Source organism: Veillonella dispar (assembly GCF_900637515.1).
Taxonomy (GTDB): Bacteria; Bacillota; Negativicutes; order Veillonellales; family Veillonellaceae; genus Veillonella; species Veillonella dispar.
The window spans coordinates 1,001,674-1,026,103 of sequence record NZ_LR134375.1 but is presented as its reverse complement, the minus strand read 5'-3'; the positions used below and the strand labels follow the sequence as shown (position 1 = coordinate 1,026,103).

The 24,430-nt window shown below is 36.0% G+C and carries 19 protein-coding genes; all 19 read right to left on the bottom strand.

The window, feature by feature from the left end:
- Window position 1: 1 nt before the first annotated feature.
- Window positions 2–877 carry a glycine--tRNA ligase subunit alpha gene (glyQ, locus tag EL171_RS04720; protein ID WP_039969172.1) on the bottom strand — a complete coding sequence of 292 codons (876 nt, stop codon included), beginning with the start codon at window positions 875–877 and terminating at the stop codon, window positions 2–4.
- 826 nt (window positions 878–1,703) lie between these two features.
- Entirely contained in the window at window positions 1,704–1,961 is a 258-nt protein-coding gene (locus EL171_RS04710; RefSeq protein WP_005386544.1) for a hypothetical protein, read from the bottom strand.
- Between the two features lie 143 nt (window positions 1,962–2,104).
- Window positions 2,105–2,368, bottom strand: a complete 264-nt coding sequence (locus tag EL171_RS04705) for a hypothetical protein (protein ID WP_005386540.1) — start codon at window positions 2,366–2,368, stop codon at window positions 2,105–2,107.
- 316 nt (window positions 2,369–2,684) lie between these two features.
- Window positions 2,685–3,266: a hypothetical protein gene (locus EL171_RS04700; RefSeq protein WP_005386538.1), complete on the bottom strand. Its 582-nt coding sequence runs from the start codon at window positions 3,264–3,266 to the stop codon at window positions 2,685–2,687.
- A gap of 712 nt (window positions 3,267–3,978) precedes the next feature.
- Entirely contained in the window at window positions 3,979–4,437 is a 459-nt protein-coding gene (locus tag EL171_RS04690; RefSeq protein ID WP_005386535.1) for a hypothetical protein, read from the bottom strand.
- 12 nt (window positions 4,438–4,449) lie between these two features.
- On the bottom strand, window positions 4,450–11,550 hold the full coding sequence (locus EL171_RS04685; RefSeq protein ID WP_005386533.1) for a two-partner secretion domain-containing protein: 7,101 nt from the start codon (window positions 11,548–11,550) through the stop codon (window positions 4,450–4,452).
- Window positions 11,551–11,586: 36 nt separating this feature from the next.
- Window positions 11,587–13,116 carry a ShlB/FhaC/HecB family hemolysin secretion/activation protein gene (locus EL171_RS04680; protein ID WP_005386531.1) on the bottom strand — a complete coding sequence of 510 codons (1,530 nt, stop codon included), beginning with the start codon at window positions 13,114–13,116 and terminating at the stop codon, window positions 11,587–11,589.
- A gap of 92 nt (window positions 13,117–13,208) precedes the next feature.
- Window positions 13,209–13,451: a hypothetical protein gene (locus EL171_RS09985; RefSeq protein ID WP_039969167.1), complete on the bottom strand. Its 243-nt coding sequence runs from the start codon at window positions 13,449–13,451 to the stop codon at window positions 13,209–13,211.
- 134 nt (window positions 13,452–13,585) lie between these two features.
- Complete coding sequence (locus EL171_RS04675; RefSeq protein ID WP_081442683.1) at window positions 13,586–14,905, bottom strand: amidohydrolase; 1,320 nt, start codon at window positions 14,903–14,905, stop codon at window positions 13,586–13,588.
- Between the two features lie 132 nt (window positions 14,906–15,037).
- Window positions 15,038–15,499 (bottom strand): hypothetical protein, encoded by a 462-nt coding sequence (locus EL171_RS04670; RefSeq protein ID WP_005386525.1) that lies wholly within the window; start codon window positions 15,497–15,499, stop codon window positions 15,038–15,040.
- Window positions 15,492–16,295, bottom strand: a complete 804-nt coding sequence (locus EL171_RS04665) for a DUF3100 domain-containing protein (RefSeq protein WP_005386522.1) — start codon at window positions 16,293–16,295, stop codon at window positions 15,492–15,494. The genes EL171_RS04670 and EL171_RS04665 overlap by 8 nt, the downstream gene beginning before the upstream one ends.
- Before the next feature lie 232 nt (window positions 16,296–16,527).
- Entirely contained in the window at window positions 16,528–17,232 is a 705-nt protein-coding gene (gene recO / locus EL171_RS04660) for a DNA repair protein RecO (RefSeq protein WP_005386520.1), read from the bottom strand.
- The gene (locus tag EL171_RS04655) at window positions 17,219–18,550 is read right to left on the bottom strand and encodes a hemolysin family protein (protein ID WP_039969164.1); all 1,332 of its coding nucleotides are present in this window, start codon (window positions 18,548–18,550) and stop codon (window positions 17,219–17,221) included. Before EL171_RS04655 ends, recO begins: the two co-directional genes overlap by 14 nt.
- Before the next feature lie 54 nt (window positions 18,551–18,604).
- Window positions 18,605–19,504 carry a GTPase Era gene (gene era, locus EL171_RS04650; protein ID WP_005386518.1) on the bottom strand — a complete coding sequence of 300 codons (900 nt, stop codon included), beginning with the start codon at window positions 19,502–19,504 and terminating at the stop codon, window positions 18,605–18,607.
- The gene (gene ybeY / locus EL171_RS04645; protein WP_005386517.1) at window positions 19,497–19,973 is read right to left on the bottom strand and encodes an rRNA maturation RNase YbeY; all 477 of its coding nucleotides are present in this window, start codon (window positions 19,971–19,973) and stop codon (window positions 19,497–19,499) included. The genes era and ybeY overlap by 8 nt, the downstream gene beginning before the upstream one ends.
- A 2-nt stretch (window positions 19,974–19,975) precedes the next feature.
- Window positions 19,976–20,989: a PhoH family protein gene (locus EL171_RS04640; protein ID WP_005386516.1), complete on the bottom strand. Its 1,014-nt coding sequence runs from the start codon at window positions 20,987–20,989 to the stop codon at window positions 19,976–19,978.
- A gap of 8 nt (window positions 20,990–20,997) precedes the next feature.
- On the bottom strand, window positions 20,998–21,963 hold the full coding sequence (gene mnmL, locus EL171_RS04635; RefSeq protein WP_024066217.1) for a tRNA modification radical SAM protein MnmL/YtqA: 966 nt from the start codon (window positions 21,961–21,963) through the stop codon (window positions 20,998–21,000).
- 81 nt (window positions 21,964–22,044) lie between these two features.
- Window positions 22,045–23,883: a B12-binding domain-containing radical SAM protein gene (locus EL171_RS04630; RefSeq protein WP_005386514.1), complete on the bottom strand. Its 1,839-nt coding sequence runs from the start codon at window positions 23,881–23,883 to the stop codon at window positions 22,045–22,047.
- Window positions 23,884–23,946: 63 nt separating this feature from the next.
- The gene (locus tag EL171_RS04625; RefSeq protein ID WP_005386513.1) at window positions 23,947–24,363 is read right to left on the bottom strand and encodes a hypothetical protein; all 417 of its coding nucleotides are present in this window, start codon (window positions 24,361–24,363) and stop codon (window positions 23,947–23,949) included.
- Between the last annotated feature and the right edge of the window lie 67 nt (window positions 24,364–24,430).

The following is a 24,430-nucleotide window of genomic DNA, read 5'->3' as shown; positions in this document are numbered from 1 at the left end:
CTTATTTATCTCCTTTCAAAAGTGGGAAACCTAATTCTTCGCGTTTAGCAAGGTATTGTTGTGCACAAATACGAGCTAATGCACGTACGCGGCCGATGAAAGCAGTTCGTTCACTGATGGAAATAGCACCACGGGAATCAAGCAAGTTGAATGTGTGGGAACATTTCAATACATAGTCGTAAGCTGGTAATACATAGCCCGCTTCGCAAACGCGTTTTGCTTCTGCTTCATACATATCAAATAATTTGAAAAGCATATCTGTATCTGCTAATTCGAAATTGTAAACGGATTGCTCAACTTCGTTAGCATGCCAAACGTCGCCGTATGTAACGTTTTCATTCCATTTAAGGTCATATACGTTTTCTACGCCTTGAATGTACATAGCCAAACGTTCTAAACCATATGTAATTTCTACAGAAACCGGTTTACAGTCGATGGAACCAACTTGTTGGAAATATGTGAACTGAGTTACTTCCATACCATCAAGCCATACTTCCCAGCCAAGGCCCCAAGCACCCAATGTTGGAGATTCCCAGTTATCCTCTACGAAACGGATATCGTGATCTTCAGCATGAATACCAAGAGTGGCCAAGGATTGTAAATACAATTCTTGGATGTTATCTGGAGATGGTTTCACGATAACTTGGAATTGGTGATGTTGGAACAAACGGTTAGGGTTATCACCATAACGGCCGTCTGCTGGACGACGAGAAGGCTCTACATAACATACAGCCCATGGTTCAGGACCAATTGCATGTAAGAATGTTGCAGGGTTCATTGTACCTGCGCCCTTTTCGATGTCATATGGATTTTGAACGATACAACCTTGATCGCTCCAGAATTTTTGTAGATTTAAAATAATCTCTTGAAATGTCATTGCTGCCTCCACTTTACACAACCGACATAAAATCAACCATTTCGTTACAAACAAAAAAGTCCCTGTAACGAAAAACGTTACAGGGACGAGTATACCCGCGGTTCCACCCTATTTGGCTTGCGCCCTCTTTTTTCTATGTTGGCCTTTACTAACAGATACCTGCGTTCCTGCCAATGCTCTACAGCGCCTTCAACCAAATGTGAGCTTACACCATCCTCACTCGCTAGAGAGGTTTACTACTCTGCTTCATCGCATATATTATACACAATATTGTAGCAATACAGGGGGAAAAATGTCAAACTATTATTTTATACACGTAAAGCTAATTTTAATACGATAAAAAATATTGAGAAGCAAATAAAAGAAGTTATATAAAAATCATAATGGATTGCACTTCCTGTTAATAGATCATCTACTATTCCATATAAAATATTTAGTATAGCTAATACTGCAAATCCATAAACTATTAATCGTCGCATTATATTTTCCTCTCAATAAGCTAGTATTAATTTAAAAATTTAACTTTAAGTCAAAGAATAAATTTATACTCTAAGAATAAGTTTTAGTATACCAAAGAATATCAACCAACAAATAAAGAATGCTCCATAGAAATCATAATGAATTACAGCACCGGTCATAAAATCATAAACAATTGAATAAATTATAGAAATTAATACAAACAATGCAAATGCATAGAAAAATAATTTTTTCATAATATTCACCTCAATAGTTCCCAGAGTAGAAAAACTATTCCAATAATACTAAAAGAAACAATTATAATAATAGACAAAGAATTATTTATATCAAAATATATTTTAGATATCCCTTACAATGTTCCTTTCTTATAACGATAATAAAATATATATTCACCAGTCAAAATAAGGAGTAATGTGCATAATGTATTGATTTTTTCAATACCATTAATATGCTCAAACATAGAATAAAGATTTAATCCTCCCCATATATTACTAAATAAAAAAACTATGATAAATTTTTTGAGATTATTACGTTGATTTTTAATTAACATATAGTTAGATAGTAGTAAACCAATTAATAAAAGTTCCATATCTTTTATTTTTTCCATTCATTTTTCAATATCTTTGATTTTATTTTTAATTTCTTCATTAGTAATATTAATAGTTGGTGAAAATGTCTGATTAACTATCAAACCACCAGAAATAGCAAACAATACTTCTTGAGCCATACTTAAATTATTAGGATATGGACTCATAACTTGCTTACCTGAGCTAATAAATTTGCAGTACTAAGGCTTAACCTTGCTTTTATCGTTTCACTTCCAAAATCACTAACCCCTGCTAAATATTTACCTTCAAAACTCTCAAATCGAGAGTTATTATCCAAAAACTTAGGTACAGATTGGCCAAAAGTAACTGCAGTTCCACCGTATTCAAGACCTTTATAGTCTGTCATATAACTCACAGTATCAGACATTATACCAATGCCAGTGTCTGGATTATTAATAACCTCCATTACTGACTCTTTTTTTGTTCTAAACTTTGCTTACGAATAATAGAGTCAGTTTCTGCATTTCGATAAATAACATACCCACAAGCATATCAAGCTTTATGATCTAGATTATAAACAGCAGTAGCATCTGACATTAAATTCCTCTTTCCTTGATATTCTCCTGTAAATACTGGTTCTGAGCTATTACTATAAACTCTATAAATTCTACTGGTGGATTCTTCAGGTATGCATCTATAACTCTTGGTGCTTCTTCAACTACTGCAGGATTATTTACACTAGGATTATCCCATGAAGAACTTGTATTAGTTAGTAAATGTGCTTATCCTACATGCACTTTTCCCAATGGCTCATCAATATTAACATATGGACCATCTGGATAGACAAATACTTCTTGGCCATCAGATTGATAACCTTTAGCAGGATTTTGTTTAACCACAGTTGTTACGATACCATTACGAACAACTGATGGCGATACTAATGAATCGTCCGTATTAGTTCTTTTATATACGTTACCATAAAGATCGATAATATAATAATCCCAAGGTTCGAGTTCTGTATTCTTTTTCATTACACCATATGCATTATTTTTTGTTGCATTTTGTGCTTCAGTTGCACCAATAATTTGAGATTTACCAAGCCCATGATTTACTAGAGCCCCTAAACTTGCACTTAACCATTGTGCTACAGCCGGATTAGATTTGGCAATTTTTTGAATTTCACCAATCAACGCCTCATTACTAAAACCTGCATAAAATCCACTTCCAGCTGGATTTCCTGCAATACGGGCAGAAGATTCTACTACTTTAGCATGAGCAAATGCTTTTGAAATTTTCTCTTTTTTAGTTTTAGGTTGCCAGTAGTGAAGTTGTTCAAATGCATCTTTTGCAAATAGCCGAGCCAATTCTTGACGTTATTCTACTTTTTTCTTATCAGAAATCGTATCTAGTTTATTTAGACTATACTTCGTATCACGTGAAATTTTATCAATATCAATATTAGAAGTCTGTGTTTTTATTGTACCATTAGCAATATCAGACTTCGTAGTGCTTTTGGAAGATTTACTTGAATCTAGTAATAATTTAGGCAGATAACTCAATAGCTTTCTTTTTAAATTTATAACTATATCTCATGAAAGTACCCCCTTTACTGATTATCCAGTAAAGGGGGTACATATCAAAGAGAGGCTCTTCATGTTTTAATTGGTATTACACCATAAAGAGATAACCATGTCGTTGATTATGGTATACATCCTAATGAAAGAATATTAGTCTACAAAGGGCTATTAGATCATGCAAAACAAAAAGGTCTAGAGGACATTCTCCTTTTTGTCGGTAATGAATTTTAAGGATTGCAATAAGCTTGTTAGGAAATATATCCAAGAGCACGGTTTCAACGTTGTTGGCTACATATCGTCAATTGAATTATTAGATACTTTTGTATATTCATTTACTACTGAGTATAATACTAAATTCTTTGGTAAAGTACATCATGAATTTGGTGTAACATTTAGCCAGTTACAAAATATGTTTGGTAATTGAGAATAAAAAGATGTTTACACTAAATTATTGACACTATCTAGAAATATTACAATCTACTGAATATCATCTATTTCATTAGGAGTTTATAGAAACTAATAATCTATATGTCGCTATAACTACAATAACTAACTTTAAAACAAATGGCATCTCACTTTGTATTGTCCAGCCTACAAAAACTATATAACTAATAATTATAATCGCCCATTTAAATTTACTTTTATGTGTGACATTAATTCCCAGTAATTTACCATGCAGGCCCAAAAAAATATAAAGAAATACTTTTGTTTTTGAACCGCATATATTTAACGCTCGCTTATATATAAATCGATATAGTTTTCTTCTTTTATATAAAGGTCCCAACATAACGCAGGAATATAAAAAAGCGGGAAACATTCCTTCTAAAACCGAAAATGAGAACTCATAATTTATATCTTGTAAGCTTCCAATAAAAAAACCAAGCAATAAAATTAACGAAGATATCCAACGAAATCGCTGATCATTTAAAAAATCTAATAATTTATTTTTGACAGTCAATTCTCATACCTCTTACTTTTTTGTTTTATTTTTATCATCATGATTTAAATTTTTATCTATTTCTAATAATTTAGTATTGATACCATTAATTTCAATATCAACACCGGCTGATCCATTCAATCCCAGCTTTGGTCTTTGCAAACTTGAATAAGCACCTAGCTTACCATCAGAATATTGGATTCCACCTTCCACTCCAGCACCAGCACCATAACCAATACGCCCTTCAAGATTTACTTTAAAACGATCAATATCAAAAGATTTTTTCAAATCTAATTCACCTATATTAGCACGTCCTTTACTTCCCATAGAGACTTCTTTTTTATTTACTCTTAAAAATGTATCAATATTAATTCTAGCAAAATACATTTTAGTATCCCTCCATGCAGAATTTCCGGACCATGCACTCATATTAATCTCAGTTGCAGGAAAATCTACGCCTACTTGAGCAGTTATCCCTTTCCAATTTTTAAAAGCTTCTGTAGGACCATCATTTAATTTCACCGAAGATAAGCCTAAATCAAACTTAGGCTCTCTGGTAAATTTTGGTTTACCTGGAGTAATAGCACCACTACGTATTCCATCTAAAACAGTTTGACTATTTTTATATCCCATTGAGCTCATATTTTCAAAAATAATTGTATCAGTAGTAGAATCTTTACCCTTAACCTTAACAGTAACACCATCGTTATCCCACTGAAGATTGACCAAATCATTTTTAGATATAGTATCTAAACTAATATTATTTTTAAAATTTTTATACCCAATATTAGATAGAGGGTTTCCTGTATTACTATTTATTATACGTGAATTTACAGGATCAAAAATAGCTGTAGAGCCTGGATCCCTCAGCATATCTAAATCTCCAGTTGTAATATTTAAACGTTCAAATGAAGTTCCATCAAGCTTTCCTATTTTTGCAAAATTATTTTCTGGTATAACAAGATGCCAATTTGGTGAACCATCGGAACCTCTATATAAGGTTACTCCATATTTATTTATACCATATACTAAATTACCAGTACCGACCTCAGTAAAAATGGCACGATTAAATTCATCATAACCCCCTAGATCATTTACTTTTATTCCACCAAATTCATACGTATTAGTTTTAACATATTCTTGTCTTTCATTATCCCATACACTTATTTGACCAGTTTGATTGTCTATATCAGGTGGAAGGTTATATATTTTATAATCCTCTGATTTTAAAACAACCGGTGATGATAGATTACTTGATTCAGTTAAATCTGAGCCTGGAGGAATTACATCATCCATAGGTGTACTTTGATCAGAAACTCTATCACTAAATGAAACTGGCTTTGTTGTAACTTGATCAAATGCGCTCGGGTTACCCACATAAGGGATAAACTCTGTAATAGTTTCTCCAGATGCTGTTTTTACAGCTATTTTGGACGTACCAACACCTACTCGAAACAATGCACCAGCATAGTTCCATTTTGTTCCATATTGAGCCTCTGTAGCTCCAGTAATCGAAGATTTACCAAGCCCGTGATTTACTAAAGCCCCTAAACTTGCGCTTAGCCATTGTGCTACAGCTGGATTAGATTTAGCAATTTTATGAATTTCACCAATCAAAGCTTCATTTGTTGCACCAGCATAGAAGCCACTCCCTTTAGGGTTTCCAGCTATACGTGCAGATGTTTCAGCAACTACTGCATGCGCTAATGCCTTTGCAGCTTTTCCTTCTTTTGTTTTAGGCTCCCAATAATGAAGTTGCTCAAATGCATCTTTAGCGAATAATCGTGCTAATTCTTGCCGTTCTTCTACCTTTTTCTTATCAAAAATAGTATCAAGTTTATTTAGACTATTTTTAGTATCTTTGGAAATCTTATTAATATCAATATTAGATGATCCTGTTGTTATTGTACCATTAGAAATAACAGACTTTGTAGTACTTTCAGCTGATTTTTCTGAATCTGGCAATAATTTTGGTAATAAGCCTAGAGAATTATATACAGCATCTTTACCTGCTTGACTTAAATTTTTAAATCCAGATACAGATGTATAACTTAAACCTGTATTACTAGATTTATATTCAGCTTTATTTTTAATATCTTTAACTGTTAAGGAATTCGTTGATAATTTATTCTTGTCTGCTTTTGCCTTACTATCAATAACAGCACCTTCTAATATAGTATTTCCTTTAGTTGTGATATCAAATCCTTCAGCACCTGCATATAGTCCAGCTTGCTCCGTAACACTTGTATAATCACTAGTCATTTTACCTTTTGAATATTCTGCAGATACGCCACCTAATTTTGTACCATTTGTAGATATACTAAATCCTACATTTTTCTTTTCGCCTCTATAGGTTTCACTATCTTGCAAGCTTTTAATTGTTAAATTACCGCCTATTTGAGATTGAATGGAGTCACCATATACTTTTGATCCCACAATAGCAGTATCAGCTCCAGAATTTGTAATTACTTTATTTCCTTGAACAACCGTCCCTGAATGAGTTGTTTTAACTGTAGTACCATTTTCATTTGCTTTATTATAATTAGCATCAATACCTAGTAAGCCACCACCATTTACACTAAGGTTAGCCCCAATTGACCAGCCCTTACTATCATATTTATCAGTTATAGTAGTTGTATTTGTTCCAGCTTGTAAGGAGAGATTTCTACTCGCATCCAATTCAACAGATTCTCCTCGAATAGTTTCCCCTATAGCCACTATATCTCCTGAATCAGCTGTAGTTGGTTTTGTAACTAATTTAATTCCATTATCAGATACTATATGCCCTCCTGCATATTTACTACTATCTAATCTTGATTCACTTCTACTTTTACTGGAGCCAACACTTACATGAATATTAGCTAATCCATCTTTTTTTGCCCGTTTATTTTCTTTGTATTGCTTTTGATCCCCATTTATGTCTTTTAAGTCATTATAGCCTTTTGCTTTTTCATAACTTGCTTCTTCAGCTAATCTTTTTCTCTCTTTTTCTAATGCCTTTCTAGTTTTGTCGGTTAATTTATTATTTTGTAGAAGACTATCGATTTCTTTTACTTTTTGTTCTTTAAGTATTCCAGACGCTATTGATTTTTGTGCTTCATCTCGTACAAAATCAGGGGTAAAGTTTTTATACTCTTGAATCTTACTGTACCCTTTTTTAAGTTCCTTACCAGCTTCAAGAGATTCTAAAGTTCCTAAGCGTTTATCATCTCGGCTATTAGCCTTACGTTGTAATCCACGTGCAGTAGTCAGTGCTGATGCGATAGATCCACCTAAGCTAACAGTTAAACCCGATTGTTTTTCTTCATGCTCCTGTTTCGATGCTATAGTATCATGTTTACCATCAAGAGTAATATCAGAAGCACTAACTTCAATATCATCTTTACCAATTATATCAGTACTAGTGAGATGTGCTTTATTATTAGCATCAATACTAATTTTTCCATTCGCAGAACCAATTAATGTATTTACATTAGTTTTAGAATTTCCTTCTAATGTATCAGTCACTTTTTTACTACCAATAGTAAAGCCTATACCTGCCCCCATCAGACCAGACTTTTTGCTATATTGATATACATCATCACGTTGAGTTTCTTCACCAGAATCTGTACGCACGTCATTACCTGCAGATACAGATACATCTTTTGTTCCCAAAATATTAGAACCTGTTACAGAAACATTGCGATTAGCTTTCACATTAATCGTATCTCCACCAATCGTAGAAGATAAAACACCTGTATGTTCGTGATCTGTACGAATGATATTAGTTGTACGAGATAGTAAACTCTTTTCTTTGTATTTTAGACCATATTCATCACGGCTATAACTTTTTCCATTAGTGATGTTAACATCATTTCCTGCTTCAACAGATGTGACACCATGTTCACTATTAACAATACCATTACGAATATTTACATCATTTTCTGCATGCAAATTAACATGACCATCACTTAAAATAGCTGTACCTAATTCTGTACGACGATCAGTACGATTATAGTTATCACTATTAACAGTCATATCCTTTTTGGAGGATAATGATTCTGTTGTTAAATTAATATTATTCCCAGCCTCAATCGTTGCTTTAGAATTATCTTTAGTATGAACAATAGCACCTTTAAGGTTAACATCTCGTTTCGCAGATAAAACTAAATCACCATCTTTTGCTACACCAATAGTACCTTGACGACTAACAATATCGTGATGTTCTAATCTATCTACATGAGCACCTACATTAATATCACGACCTGCATTAATGTTAACCTGTTTATCACCATGAATATTACCTGTATTTGTTACATCTTGTGATGCTTTAATATTCACTTTGCGTCCATCGATACGGCCTGTATTTTGTACATCATGAGCACCTAATACAATTGTATCCGCAGTCATAATGCCTTGATTTAGAATATCTGCATTAGTATTGCTAACAATAGCTTTACCACTTATGATTCCACCCATTGCATCAACAGATTTTGCAGGTTGTTTCGCTAAATATACTTTAGGATATAGAACTTGTTGAGCTTTTCCTTCTACTACAACTGTTTTAGTTTCTAACCACACCATATCAGTCGTTATACTTTCCATTTGTTCTTTAGATAAAGCAATTCCTGGAGCTAATTTAAAAGCTTTACCAAAGGCTATACCGGCCTCTAACAATGCTTTATATTCAGCCTCATTATCTGTATAACCTTCTAAATATTGTTTGCCCGTAGCTGATACAATTTGCTCATTAATAAGCTGCTGCTCATAGAATCCATCACCTAAACGTTTTAATCTTCGTTCTGGATCATTTGCTAAGGCATCAATCATATATTGAGAGGATAGGAAATTCTTTCTATTGGTAAAAGCAGAATCAGTCTCTATCAAAGCATTAGCTGTAATATCTGGATGAATTTGATATAGTGCCTCTGTTGGTAAGGATAAACCATCTATAGTATGACTTTCTTTACCTTTGCCACCATCTAAACCATAGGGATCTAAACTATCATTTACCTTAGCAATAGTAGCTTTAGACAATGTATCTTCAGCATGCTCTTGAACTGTACCAATTGGCTTTAGATTGGTTTCAGTAATAGTTGGAGTCATATAGACTTCAGATCTCCACTTTCTACGTTTCTTTTTACGCCCTATGTGATGGCTTTTATCAACTTTTGTTGTATAACTTTCTTGTGTAGTACCCGTTATGAATGTCTTATCACTTATTGAATCTGATATATTTTGTATGGACCCTTTAGCATGAACAGTGCCCCCAGAAATAACTTTACTATTATCATTATGGAGAATACCTGTTGTTACAACGTCACCGCCACTACTAATAACACCCGGATCATCATTAGTAACCTCTTTATGAGTATGCTCTGTTTCGGTACGGATAATAGTAAATTCATTAACACGGTTTTCACGCTTATCCATTTCTTTATTATAAGCTTCATCTTCAGCAGTCTTAACAGGTTTTACATGAGGTGTACCATAGCCACTTTTATAATCAGCATAAGGGAATTCAGATTTATCAAATACTTGGCCTTCTAATTTATGATGTGGATGAGTAACTTTTAATTTATCAGGATTTTTAGTAATACCATCTGAAATACGCTTAACACCTAATGCAACATTTTCATTATTTACTACAGGTGTATCTAGTTCAATAGACTTTACGGCTTTAATAGTTGCTCCCGTATTACTTATACCTTGTTTAGCAGTAAGGTCCATAGTGCCACCACTATAGATGAAACCTTTACCCGTATTATTTATTGTATCTGTATTTATATCAACGTGATTACGACCTGCAATGACACCTGACTTATGCGTATCTAATTCTTTTTTTATGGCAGTAACGTTCTCTTGTGCTTCATCATAAGTCTTTGTTAACTCTTTAATACGTTGACGATGTGCTTCTAACTCTGTTTTAGTTTTATATTTAGTGATATCAGCATTCCATTCAGCATCAAGATCATTTTTAGCCTTTTCTAAATCCTTACCAGCTTTATGGTAACGCTGTTCTATTTCAGAATTTGTGTGATTTATAACTGTATTTGCATCAATAGCTACAGTATCACCATAAATGCGTCCACCTTCATGATTATCTACAGATTTTGCTTTTATGGCCGTAGTGTTTCCAGAGTTAATAAGACCACTATTATTTAGTGTATCTTGACTATTTACCGTCGTAGATACATCACCTTGAACCACACCACTATTGTGAATGGCAATACTTTGACCAGCTAACGTAGTGTTGCCATTACTTGTAACACCACCATCAACTATAATTTTACCATCACTAGTAATACTAGATGCTTGTGTAGAGCTTACTACACCTTTAACATTTACACCCAGACCAGTATTGGTACCTTTCATGGTAATAGAATTAGCATACATACCACCAATAGCAGCGACATCTAAACCAACATTACTAGAATCACCAATCTTTTGAGTGTCTAATGTATTAGCCTCTATTGTATTTTTGCCAGTACGGGTTTCAATTGTATTAGCCCACACTCCGGCATTTACATTTGTAGCTTCTGTTAAAATTTGTAGTGAGTTAGCATCTTTAGCATTAAGACCGTTTCCGTTAATAGAAACACGACCTTGCTCTACGCGATAGGAGTTTAGATTTCCCTTTGAATCATATTCTGTTTTACCTGTAGTTAATACGGCTCGATCTGTATTGATAAAGCCACCACCATCTACAGTAATACCATTTGGATTAGCCACAACTACTGAAGCTTTACGACCTGCTACCTCAATAAACCCTTTCATCTCAGTTGGGTTATGTGATGTAACCTCGTTAACAATAACATTGGCAGAACCGCGCATCATATTAGCATTACCAGGTACATATCCACCTAATTTTGTATTAGCCATTTGGTAGGAGTTATTAAGTATTACACCATTTTGCGGTACATTAAAGTTAGTATAATCATTTCTAGATACTCCACCAGCAGAAGGACCTGCAACATTCACTAATGTAATACCATTAGCAGCTTGTCCAACCGTAGCTTGTCTTTCATGTGGTGCATTTTTGTCAACCTCAATAGGATTTGCAGCATAGGCAAATGGAACTACTAATGGGTCTACAATCATTAAACCCATAGTAAGCCATACGGCAATTTTATATTGTAATCGTTTTTCTTTCATAATTACTCTCTCTATTAATACATATACTCAAACTAATTAGAATCGTATACCAGCTTGGAAACCTGTAGTTACAGAGTCTGTTCTATAACCACTCGGTTTATATAATGGGACACCAACAAATACATCATAGAATAATCCAGATTTGAACTGCCCTTTCATCCCTAAACTAGTACCAGCGATAAATTTACCTGTTAATACATCTGTACTTGGACCATATACAGCGCCAAAATCTACATTAGCATAGATACTTGAGCGCCATTTAGGGATATAGCTAGCAACTTCATTACGCATATACCAACCGCTTTCAGCCATTAATGTATTCTCACCATCAAACCCTTGTACCGTATATCGATTGCCAAGGCTAATCATATCTCTAGAGAATAAACGTTTATCCCCTAATGTCCATTGTCCATGGAATGATGTAGTAATACTTGCTGGCCTATGCCCCCATGTACGAGGCATTTGATAATCCACATCTACTAAAAGTTGTGTAAACCGAGTACTTGGTGCTCCATTACCATATTCAGGTTGTGAACCAAACCAACCAACACCTTGTTTAATAGCCGCTCTTGAATATAACGTGTTTTGTTTAATATATCTTCGTTCTGATATACCGAATTCTACAGAAGCTGTATTGGCGCGTTGTACAGCAACCTCCACATCATTGATGTAATTTTTTGCATTACGCTTGCTAATAATGATATCCCAACTACGTTTAGTTGTTCGATCTCGATGAAATACATGATTCCATGAACCTCTAACTGTCTTGGCATGGCTAGAACTAATAAATGGCGTAGCCATAGAATTAATCGTTTGGTGATATTTCATATCACTATAGGAAATACTAAAGGTATCCTTTCCTCTAGGTATGGAATAAGAAATACTATGATTTCTGGTACCTTTATGTTCACCATCTTGAGCTGCATCTCGATTAACACTTAAATTCAAAGAATCGTTAGCATTAAAGACACGATCAATACCAATAGCCGCAGTCCACTGAAGTTTTCCAGTTTCTTTTAATCCAGAATCATCTATGGACACCATTCCATGGATAGGCGGCTTTTTAGTCGTTTCAAGCACAATATTAGTAGCCAATGGTTTTGAACCAGGTTCAAGCTCAACAGACACAGTTTGAGAGCCTATACGCTTCATTTGTTCTATACCTTGTTCTATATTCCGAATATTTAAGATATCTCCTTTACGAATCGGAAATGCATTTTCCCATGGCAATGGCTGTACGTAAGGTTTATATAATATAGCTTCTACTCGACCTAGTTGTAAATTGAATTGTAAATTACCTGAAGCTAAGGATTGAGATGGAATCCCAATCCTAGAGGTGACATAACCGTACTCAATAAGTGCATTATTTAATCTATTAGATAAAATATTTATATCTTCAAGGGTAAGTCTACGATTCATAAATGGTTTAATTGTTTTTCGTAGAAAGCCAAATTCTTTAGGTACGTCTAATTGAAGTTTCTTTTTTTGTGCCTCATAATACAAAGGACCTTTAATCAATCTTGCACTTGCTGCAGAGCTATTATCTACAAACGTAGTCTGATCCATAGTTGAATTTGTCATATCATTATATGTTAATTGTGCAGATTGACTAATAGGTTCTTCAACAATACGTATTTGAGATACAAAAAAAGATGGTCCTACATGTGCTGGCTGTTGTGCCGGTATGTATAACCACCTTGTGATGATAAAGATCCAGATGTACTATCTAATCCACCTGTTTGTACTGTAATTCGTCCCTCTCCAAGCCGCGCCTCTCTCGCTAATTGCTGTTCTCTTGCTCTATCTAGTTGTGCTTGTGTATCAATTGGTTTAGCACCATAAATATGTATTGGTAGAATACAAGCTAAACTAAGACAGAAAAACAAATCTCTCTTTTTCATATACATCCTCTAAAAATAAATAATAAACTCATTTGTTATATTTTATTATGTTTTTTTTTTCGGAAGTCAATAGAGAGTTTAAATTAAAAACACCTACCAAAGATAATCAATTCATCTTCGATAGGTGGTTTATTTTATTCACCCTTAGCAATACGATCTAAGAGTTCAATATAGCTTTCTTTGTTTAATGCTGGTGTAAAGTTGTCTAATACATCTTTAGCGCCTGCTGCGTCATCATATAGTAAGTCTACAATTGTCATAGCCAAGGCTTGTGCCGTTTTGATGTATGCTACATCAGGTACAGAGATTTCGTATTCTGCGCTGTGCAGTACACCATTAATACAACCAACCCATGGATGGATAACCGGCATCAAGTGAGATACGTCCCCCATATCTGTACTAGCTGTAATATGTGGACCTTGATATACATTGGCTTCACCAAAGATAGGATTTGAATTTTCTCGTAATAATGCATTCATACGTTCATCATTACGCATTGGTAAATAACCAGGTAGGTCTTTGATAACACATGTAGCTCCTACTGCATCACCACCGGCTTTTAAGGCACGATTCACACGATGATTACCATCTACAATAGCATCGATATTAGAAGCACGTACATAACTTTCAACTTGTACATAATCAGGTACACAGTTTACCAATGTACCGCCTTGATTAATGATTGGGTGGAATCTGAAATAATCGCTTTCTTTGAAAGTTTCACGAATTGAGTTAACCCCCATAACACCCATCAAAGCAGCATTAAGAGCATTGATACCTTCATGAGGTGCTTGAGCCGCATGAGCCACCTTGCCGTGATACTCAATCAGTTTAGATACAAAACCATTGGATGTACTGCCAAGCCCCATTTCACCAGCTGGTGTTTTGGCAGTCTCCACATGCATTTGCATAGCCATATCGATATCATCGAAAGCACCTTCATAGATGAGTTGTTGCTTGCCGCCCATATATTTCAATTTTCCTTGCTCACGCAATTTATTGCGATAATCAATTTCAATCATTTCCTCTGCTGGAACAGCAAATAATACGACATCACCAGCTAGCTCATCCATCACCGCTTGTAAGCCCATAGCGACAGCAAACATATTGGTAATTTGTACATTATGACCACAGCAATGGGCAGCCCCTGTTAAATCATCGGCACGAGGATGGCGAGGACAGAGAATGGCATCTAATTCCCCAACCATGGCAACCGTATATTTACTATCTCGGCCTTTCATTCTACCTTTTACACCTGTCAGTGCATGACCTGTAGTATAAGAAATGCCAAGTTCATCAAACATAGCTTGAACCTTTTTAGAGGTTTTTACCTCTTTAAATCCCAGCTCAGGTTCAGCCATAATAGATTCTGCTAATTCTCGTAAACGCGGTTGTGCATCAACAATAGCTTTACAAACACGTTGTTTTACTTCTTCCTTTGTCATACGGCTCATAATATCTCCTTTATAAAATCGACCGTATAAAATACGGTCGATCATGTCATCATGATATATAGATATCTTCTAAAATATAAATCTATAATTATATCTTAACATAATTTAGACATCTAACAGTATGATTTAGTATTAAATTAAACCTTCTAAATGAAGTACTAATTGGGCTAATGCTGTTGCACAGATGAAAGTACCTGCTGTTACAGCTAGTGCAACAGGAATAATGCGCCAAGATAAGCGACGGAATGCACCAAGGTCTTTCCCTAAGGATAAACCTGCATAAGCAAGTACTGGTGTTGTAGTAGCAAGGAATGTAACTTGGCTAGTTTTAGCAATAATCCATTCTTGGCCAGGCATTCCTGGTAAGGATGCAACAACACCGACTAAGGAAACCCAGAATACCATAGGTAATTTATTAGCATATGGCAAATTAGAGAGCAATGCACCAATTGTAGCAAGGACTGCTAAAATAGCTACGCCAACTAAGCTATCGCTAAATAGATGTTTACCATCCATTACATTACCTACTGCAGTGATGATAGCAGCAATACAAATAACGATGACAAATTGTGTTAATTTTTCGCTTTTACTCATGATTTGCTACCTCCTCTGCTAAATCCTGTTCACGGGTACGACCTGTAAAGAAGTTGTATGTTTTTTCCATAACTGGTAAAGAAACAAATAGGCCAAAGTATACGCCTAGAACGGTAGTCAACAAGTTTGCAGCCCCTGCAAGAGCCATAATTTGTTGTTCGTAATCTGGATATACTGCAATGATTGGAGCCGTAGCGGCAGCCATCATACTAGCACTACCTACGCCAGCGCCCATAGCTAATGCCAATGGATGGAACCAACCAGATTGTGCTAACATACCAGCCAATACGGAGGACCACATAGCGCCAATAAGAACGCCACAGATGTACATACCCATAACGCCCCGGCCCTCAGGAGAGCTAAAACCGAATTTGTCGATAATAATTGCTACGTTCGGCTCACGGTCTACAGAGTAACAAGCACCTACTGCTTCGCGTCGCATACCAACTAATAATGCCACAGGTAAACCAAATACAATAGTACCAAAGAAATGACCAAGCTCTTGTAATAATAATGCCCAGCCTGCACTTGTAAGAATACCAAGATTTGGACCAATACCTAAACCTACTTTTACCATCAAGATCATAACGGCAATACCGATATAATCAGCAGATTTTTCCATCTGTTTAATAGTAAGAATTTTAAACTTAGGAATAGAAATTAATAAACCTAGAACCAATGTGTACAATAATGGCAATAATACAACGGGACCTAATTTTTTTATGCCTATAAATTCAGCGACTACAGTTAGTACGAGCGCTAGAAAATGTATTTTGAGATTTCCCAAAAGCTGCATAATGACCTCCTATAAAAACTTATAATATAACATTGTTATATTATAAATAATTGTTATTAAAAGTGTCAACTACAGATGCACATATGTCTATTAGTATTATATTTTTTCATACGTGTCTTGAGATACAGAAAATATATACTAGTTATGCTTACTAGAAAATGATATCTCCATTCAACATCTCATAACATATAAAAAAAAGCAGTTTGATTTCTCAAACTGCCTTTTACTATCATTAAATTATGGAATTTAAAAACTTAACGCTTTGTAATGGTTTACCGATTTCTTGCTCACAGTATGCAAATAGTAGTTTTTCTAGTTCCTTCCATATTGTTTTGGGAAGTTCTATAGGCGTGTCTTCGCCCCACTGGTAAGCGAGAATTTGAGGTAATCCAACTTTCACAGAACGCGAAATGCTAAGATTTGTTGTTTCTTTCACCTGTATCCAGAATGGATCAATACCATCTTGATGTGAAAAAGCATTAGCACTAGGCACAACCCCTGCGAGGGATAGTAATTGCCAGCCTAGCATTATCGTTCCTAGCTGTACATTGCGGCGCCGTATTTGCTTGGAATAGTTTACAACGGTATCAAACACCTTGCGATCTACATCATACATTGCAAATAGTTCTTGAATGAGCTCACTAGCCACTGCAGCATAAGCAATATTATCTAAATTTACATCTAATGATTCTACCACATAGGACCCATCAATCTGTGTAACATTTACATATTCACCATCAGGTACGACCGTTATATACATGGCACTAAAAGGACGTAAATAGGAACTGTTACGCATAGTCATCATTCGCTTATGCGGTATAGATGCACGAATGAGTCCTAAGCTAGGTGTGATAAAAGTAAATACAGAGTATAGCTTATGTTTTTTTCGACTAATGACGATGGCAGGTATATTAAAACCACCATTAAGCTTCTTCATGTTCTTCTTCCGTTGTTTCCTCTTCAGGTAAAGGTGTTACTTTAATACGGGATACGCGATAACCTTGCATTTGTGTTACTTCAAAGGTATATCCCAATGCATCCACAGTATCACCAACGATTGGTGTCCGTTCTAATAGACCAAATACATAGCCCCCAATTGTATCAGAATCGGAATCGTCGATTTCAACGTCCATCATTTCCTCTACTTCATCTACAAGAACTTTGCCATCAAATTCGAAGGAACCATCTGCATAAGCAATTTTAGCTGGTAAGTGTGGTTCATGTTCGTCTTGAATATCCCCAACGAGCTCTTCGATAATATCTTCAAGGCCTACGAGACCAACCATGCCACCGTACTCATCTACAACAATAGCTTGATAGATACGACGAGTTCTCATGTATTGTAGCAGTGTGGATAACTTCATTACCTCTGGCACAGTTAAGATATCTCGTTTTACATTACGCAAATCCTTACGTGCTTGATTAGGACGCTCCATGAGGTCCTTAATGTGAACTAGACCAATGATGTGATCCTTATCCTCCACACATAGAGGGTAACGTGTATGAGCTTTAGAACGAATAAATTTCATCGCTTCATCATAGCCGTCTTCAACGAAAATGCAGTCCACATCTTGACGCGGTACCATAACCTCTTTAGCTCTACGATCTACAAAGTTAAATACATTGTCAATCAACTCTGATTCCACTTGGTCTAGTTGACCTTCTTCATGGCTTCGAGAGATCATCATGCGAATCTCTTCTTCAGAGTACACAAGGTCTAGCTCTGTTAAATATTTTGTTTTGTAAAAGTCCAAAATAACAGTGGATATTTTGCTGGCAATCCAAATGAACGGATATACCAAACGACCAGCCGCTACTACGATACGGCTATAGGTATTTACATACTTTGTTGGGAACGAAAGGCCCAATGCTTTAGGTACGATTTCACCAAAGATTAAAACAATTAAGCTAATTAATAACAATAAAAGTATATCTAATACGAAGTGCATCCATGTACTATGCACATTAAATACCGCTACAAGTTGATCTACGGTATTATCAAATACATAGGTGCCTGTACCAGCAAGAGCCAAAATAAAGAATAAAATCAAAAACTGCGTCGTATTTAAAAAATACTCAGGGTTTTGATAGAGTTTTAATAAAAACTCTCGATCCTTCTCTAAAAGGATATCCATATCCTCAACATGCTCTTTACGAAGGCGAGCAAAGGAGAACTTTGCGACCACAAAAAAATTAATTAAAAATATACATACAAGGCCAAACCCTATGGGTAACAGGCCATCTACACTATCCATCTTAATTCCTTTCATACAATAGGGAAAACGAGTTAGTTTTTATTATAGCAAAAATTATTTTCTATAACCAAGTTCAGATAACATGCCGGATTTATTGCGCCAATCCTTTTTAACCTTAACCCAAAGGTCTAAGTACACCTTTGTAGCCAATAGTTTTTGAATATCTACACGGGCTTCAGCACCGAGTTGTTTCAACAAGGCACCTTTCTTACCGATGATAATGCCCTTTTGAGAGTCTCGTTCACAGTAAATAGTAGCACGGATATAGGTTGTACCATCATCACGTGTTTTCATTTCATCTACGTCTACAGCGATAGCATGAGGGATTTCATCACGTGTAGCCAATAGGATTTTTTCACGAACAATATCAGAAATGATAAGACGTTCTGGTTGGTCCGTAATCATATCCTCTGGGAAGTATTGTGGGCCTTCCGGTAATGTTTCTTCTAATACATTTAGAACTTCATTTAGGTTCTCTTTATCCTTTGCAGAAATAGGAATAACCCCTGCAAATGGATATGCATCTTGATAAGACACGATGGCTTCTAAAAGCTCCTCTTTTTTTAGAGTATCAATCTTGTTAACAACTAAGAAAACAGGAACCTTTACACGTTTCAATTGTTCAATAATGAAGTTGTCCCCAGGTCCTCGCTTTTCATTGCCTGCTACTACAAATAAAACAGCTTCCGTTTCTTTCAAGGACTCAATGGCAGCATCTACCATGAATTCACCTAATTTATGTTTTGGCTTATGTACACCTGGTGTATCCATGAAAACGATTTGTTTTGCTTCATCTGTATATACACAGATAATACGGTTACGGGTTGTTTGAGCCTTATCGGATACGATAGCGATTTTGTCGCCAATAAGGGCATTAATTAAGGTAGATTTACCAACATTAGGGCGTCCTACAACGGCAACAAAGCCAGATTTAAAATGTTCGTTCTTATTCATTATATGGTGCATCCTCCCGCACATAACCGAGATTACCTAAGATAAATTCTTCTTCAGTGCGCATCTCTTTTTTATCTTCGTCGTTCATATGGTCATAGCCTAAGATATGTAAGCAACTGTGAGTCGTTAAATACGCTAATTCTCGTTCAAAGCTATGTCCATATTCAATAGCTTGTTCACGAGTGCGCTCTAAGGAAATAATCATATCACCAAGTAAGTGATGTTCCTCTTCACTGCCTTCGTAGTCATCCCCTTCATTAAGGGCAAAGGACAATACATCGGTAGGTCTATCGATGCCGCGATATTCTTTATTGAGCTCGTGAATCTTAGCATTATCGCAGAGTAAAATACTCATTTCATCTTCTTCAAGACCATATACGCGACTCACTTCATCACAGACCTTGCGTATAACAGCCTCAATATTGGAATCCTCTTGAATTCCTTCATCATAGCTAATATGTATATACATGCTTATCCTTTCGCTACATGCTCTTTGGATGCTGCGTTAGTTTCCGCAGTCTCACCAGCTAATTTGCGTTCATGATACTGATCGTAAGCTTTTACAATTCGGCCTACTAAATCGTGACGAACAACGTCTTGATCGCTAAAGTAAACCATATTAATACCAGGTACATGACGCAATACCTTTTCAGCCTCGCCGAGACCAGACACAACACGTGGTGGCAAGTCAATTTGTGTCTTATCACCGTTGACTACCATTTTAGAGTTGTTACCTAAACGTGTTAAGAACATCTTCATCTGCTCAGCCGTCGTATTTTGAGCTTCGTCTAGAATAACGAAGGCATTTTCTAAGGTACGACCACGCATATATGCTAATGGTGCTACCTCGATAGTACCGCGTTCCATAAAGCGTTGTACTTGCTCGATGCCAAACATTTCATGTAATGCATCATAAAGAGGTCGCAAATAAGGATCAACCTTGTCTTGTAATTCACCAGGTAGGAAGCCTAATCGTTCACCAGCCTCTACAGCAGGACGAGTCAAAATGATTTTATCTACATTGCGATTTTTTAAATAGAATGCGGCTAACGCTACGGCTAGGAATGTTTTACCTGTACCGGCAGGGCCTATACCAAAGGTAATAGTGTTTTTACGGATGCTATCAACATAGTATTTCTGACCTTCCGTTTTAGGCGTAATATTTTTACCGCGCATATTAACGGATAAGGTATCTTCAAACATAGTATGTACAGCATCAGCTTTACCGTTCGCTACAAGTTTAGCCGCAATACGAACTTGGGACTCAGTAATGGTACTGCCTTCACGATATAAGAATACCAGTTCCTCTAACGTACGATACAGAGCCTCTACTTGCTTTTCATCGCCCTTGATAACCACAGTATCCCCGCGTGCCACTACATCTACAGAGATGACTTCAAGCATCATATGTAAATATCGATTATGTTGACCTAGTATGGATTGTGCTAGGTCATATGTAGGAAATGTAAATACTTGTTCGCTCATACAACCTCCTAATCTATAAACTTACGAACGGCTTTGCCGTTTAAATAATCACATAAATCACCTTGATGGGCATCCAGTTCGTCTAATTTATCATCAATTAAATCTTGAACACGCCACCACCCCATGGACCAGTTCGTAAATAATGTATTATCTTCAGGCGCTCGCCCAACAAGACGCTGCAATACAATGTCAGGGTGTAAATGACGAACAAAATTCACAACCCGATCAGCGTATTCTTCAGCACTGATTAAGGTGAACTGTCCTTCTTGGTACCACTTGGCCATCAATGTATTTTTAACGATATACAAGGCATGTAATTTAACTTGATCCACACCGAGGGCTGATAAGATACGGGCCCCTTCGATGGTATCTTTCATAGTATCCCATGGAAGATTAACAATCATATGGGTTGTTACATTAAATCCATATCTCTTAATGCGTATTACAGCATCAATAAACTGAGCTAAATCATGACCCCGATTAATTTTCTCTAATGTATCATAATTGACCGTTTGCAATCCTAATTCAATATAGATATCCTTTTGAAAGCGATCTCTAATGTCTGCTAATATATCTAAATATTCATCGGCAATACAATCTGGTCGCGTCGCAATAGCAATACCTACGGCTTCGTCGATGCAACCTTGCTCCATATAGCTTTTAAAATCATCAAGTCCCAAATAGGTATTACTAAAGTTTTGATAATAAGGTATAAATTTTTTCGCCTTATATTTAGGACCTATGTGAGCAATGTTTTCCTCTAATTGCATGCGCACTGTCATCCAAGCAGGACGATTTTCATAGCCCGCACCGATTTCACCACAGAAGGTACAGCCCCCTACGCCGGCTGAACCATCTCGATTTGGACACGTCAGCGGTAAGGCAACAGGCAATTTATAAACCTTTTCCCCATAGGTTTCTTTATAATATTTAGATACCATGCGGTATCGTTTTGGTCTCGTTGTATCGGTCATAACACTCCTATTTAACTAACCAATCATCGCTTGTTATGTAATATTTCGACTATCAAAATTAGATAAATTATTTTTGTATTACTAACAAGCCTCTATGTCAGGACGTATAAATGGTTTAACCTCTTTATTAACGTCAATTACAACTGTAAATGGTGTACTAGGTACATTATCTATGCCCAATACATGTGCCGTATCTTTAGACATAGGCATTTCCACATATTGTTGGCGAATCTTACGCCACTCTTTAAATGTATAGTTTGGAATATACTGGGCTGCAATCTCTTCGTTGCGCCAGAATGCTTCCCCTTCTTGTAAAAGTTCCTTTGTCTGCTTAGGCAAACCTACGGCTTCACTTCGAACCTTACCTCGATAGCTAACAAGTGTATCGTACTGTAATAATTCAGCTGCTACTTTGTCGCCTTTAGACAAAAAGAAATTATATAAGAACTCGATTTGGTCGATATCTTTCAAGTTAACCTTGTGATTGTCAGCATCGAGCCAAGCTTGTGTCATTTCACAAAAATAAGAAAAAGCGTCTTTTTTAGGCTCCACATTGGTAGAATCATACTTTTTCATAGTCGGTACATGATTTATTACTGTATCTTCACCAGTTATGGATGTATCAGTATGTTCCTTAATAAGCTTACTACCAATATAACCAAAGACAGTTCTAAAACGCTCACTATTATAGAAGCGTTCAAATACATCTTCAAAGTGCTTCAAGAAACGAACGTCTTTATATGGCAATACATGGGTACTTAAAACCTCGTAAGGTGCTAAAGGATCACTAATGTATTGGTATTCCTCCATGCGGCGTACACCAGAGCCTTTTAAAAGTTTCAAAAAACCTATTTGCAGCGCATGAGGTTGTAAGCTAAATAAATCGTTGAAGGATAATCCAAATCGTGCTTTATTTTCGTAAGGTAAGCCTACAATTAAATCCATATGAACATGAGTTCTACCTGCTTCAATAATAGGTCTAATTGCCTTTTGAATGTACGGCCAATCATTATATCGATTAATAGCATCCAAGGTTTTCTTATGTGTACTTTGTACGCCCACCTCGATTTGGATGCGGCCTGGTGGTGTTTCACAAAGAATATTGGTTTCCCACTCTGTCATGAGCTCCGGTTCCATTTCCAAATGGAAGTTCGTCTCTGTATCTGCATCACGCATAAATTCCATCAGCGGACGATGATGATGTGGTGCACAGTTAAATGTTCTATCTACAAATTTAACCTGTTTCACCTTGTGATCAATAAACCATTGTAACTCTTTTAATGTTCTGTCTTGTGGGAAGAACCGTACTGTATTCTTATTACCAGATAAACAATACTGACAGGAGAATGGACAACCGCGAGAGGATTCATAATAGATGATTTTATGTTCTAAATCCTCCATATCCTCTTCTACATATGGGAATGGTATAGTACTAAGATCTTTTACCTCTACAGCCTCGGTAGAGCCCATAAGTTCGCCTGAAATATGACGTCCTCGTACCCCAGGAATTTCTTCTTGTAAACCATCCTTACCATTTTGTAATGCACTAATAAGTTGGTAAAAGGCTTCTTCCCCTTCCCCTTGTACTACATAGTCTACAGCATGGCATCGATGTAAGATTTCATCTGCCGTAAACGACACTTCTGGTCCACCTAAAATGATCTTAATATCTGGTCGAACAGCTTTTACCATATCTACCACATGTAATGTCATTTCGATGTTCCAAATATAGCAAGCAAAGCCCAATACATCTATATTGCGCTCTGTAATATCGCTAAGAATATGTAAAACAGGCATATTAATAGTATATTCTACTATATCGTATGCCTGTCCGTGAGCCTGCCCATAGGCTTTGAGATATCGCAAAGCCAGGGAGGAATGTATAAATTTTGAGTTTAATGTGGATAAAACTACGTTCATAGGTCCCCTTTAAATCATCGAATGGCTCAGCCACCGTCTAGTCATAATATATATATTATACCATTAAAAGAGCCCAAAGATAAAGGAAACAATAGCACCCACTAAAATGACAACCCCTACTACAGAGAGGATAATGCCACCAAAGAATACAACAGCTGCTAAAACAACAGCTAATATGATAATCAAAATGATGCGACTAAGCCAGCTTGTACTATTAAAGCTATATACCTTCACATGTGGCCCATATTGATTGTATTCTTCACTACGTTGATAGTCTTCATTCATATTACTAGGTGTAGAGTCCACATGAACAGAATCGCCTACCTCTTCGATGGTTACACCATCAAAATCACGGCGTTCATCATCAGATAATACGCGTGTATTAGGTTCTGCAGCACGTGTATTACTACTGTAGCTATCACTACGCTCACTACTTCTATATGTATTTTGATTGTTATTTATATTGTGTTGATCATTCATCGTTAAATCCTTTATATGACCAAAATAATAATTAATTTTATACAACCTATTATACCATATTTTACCA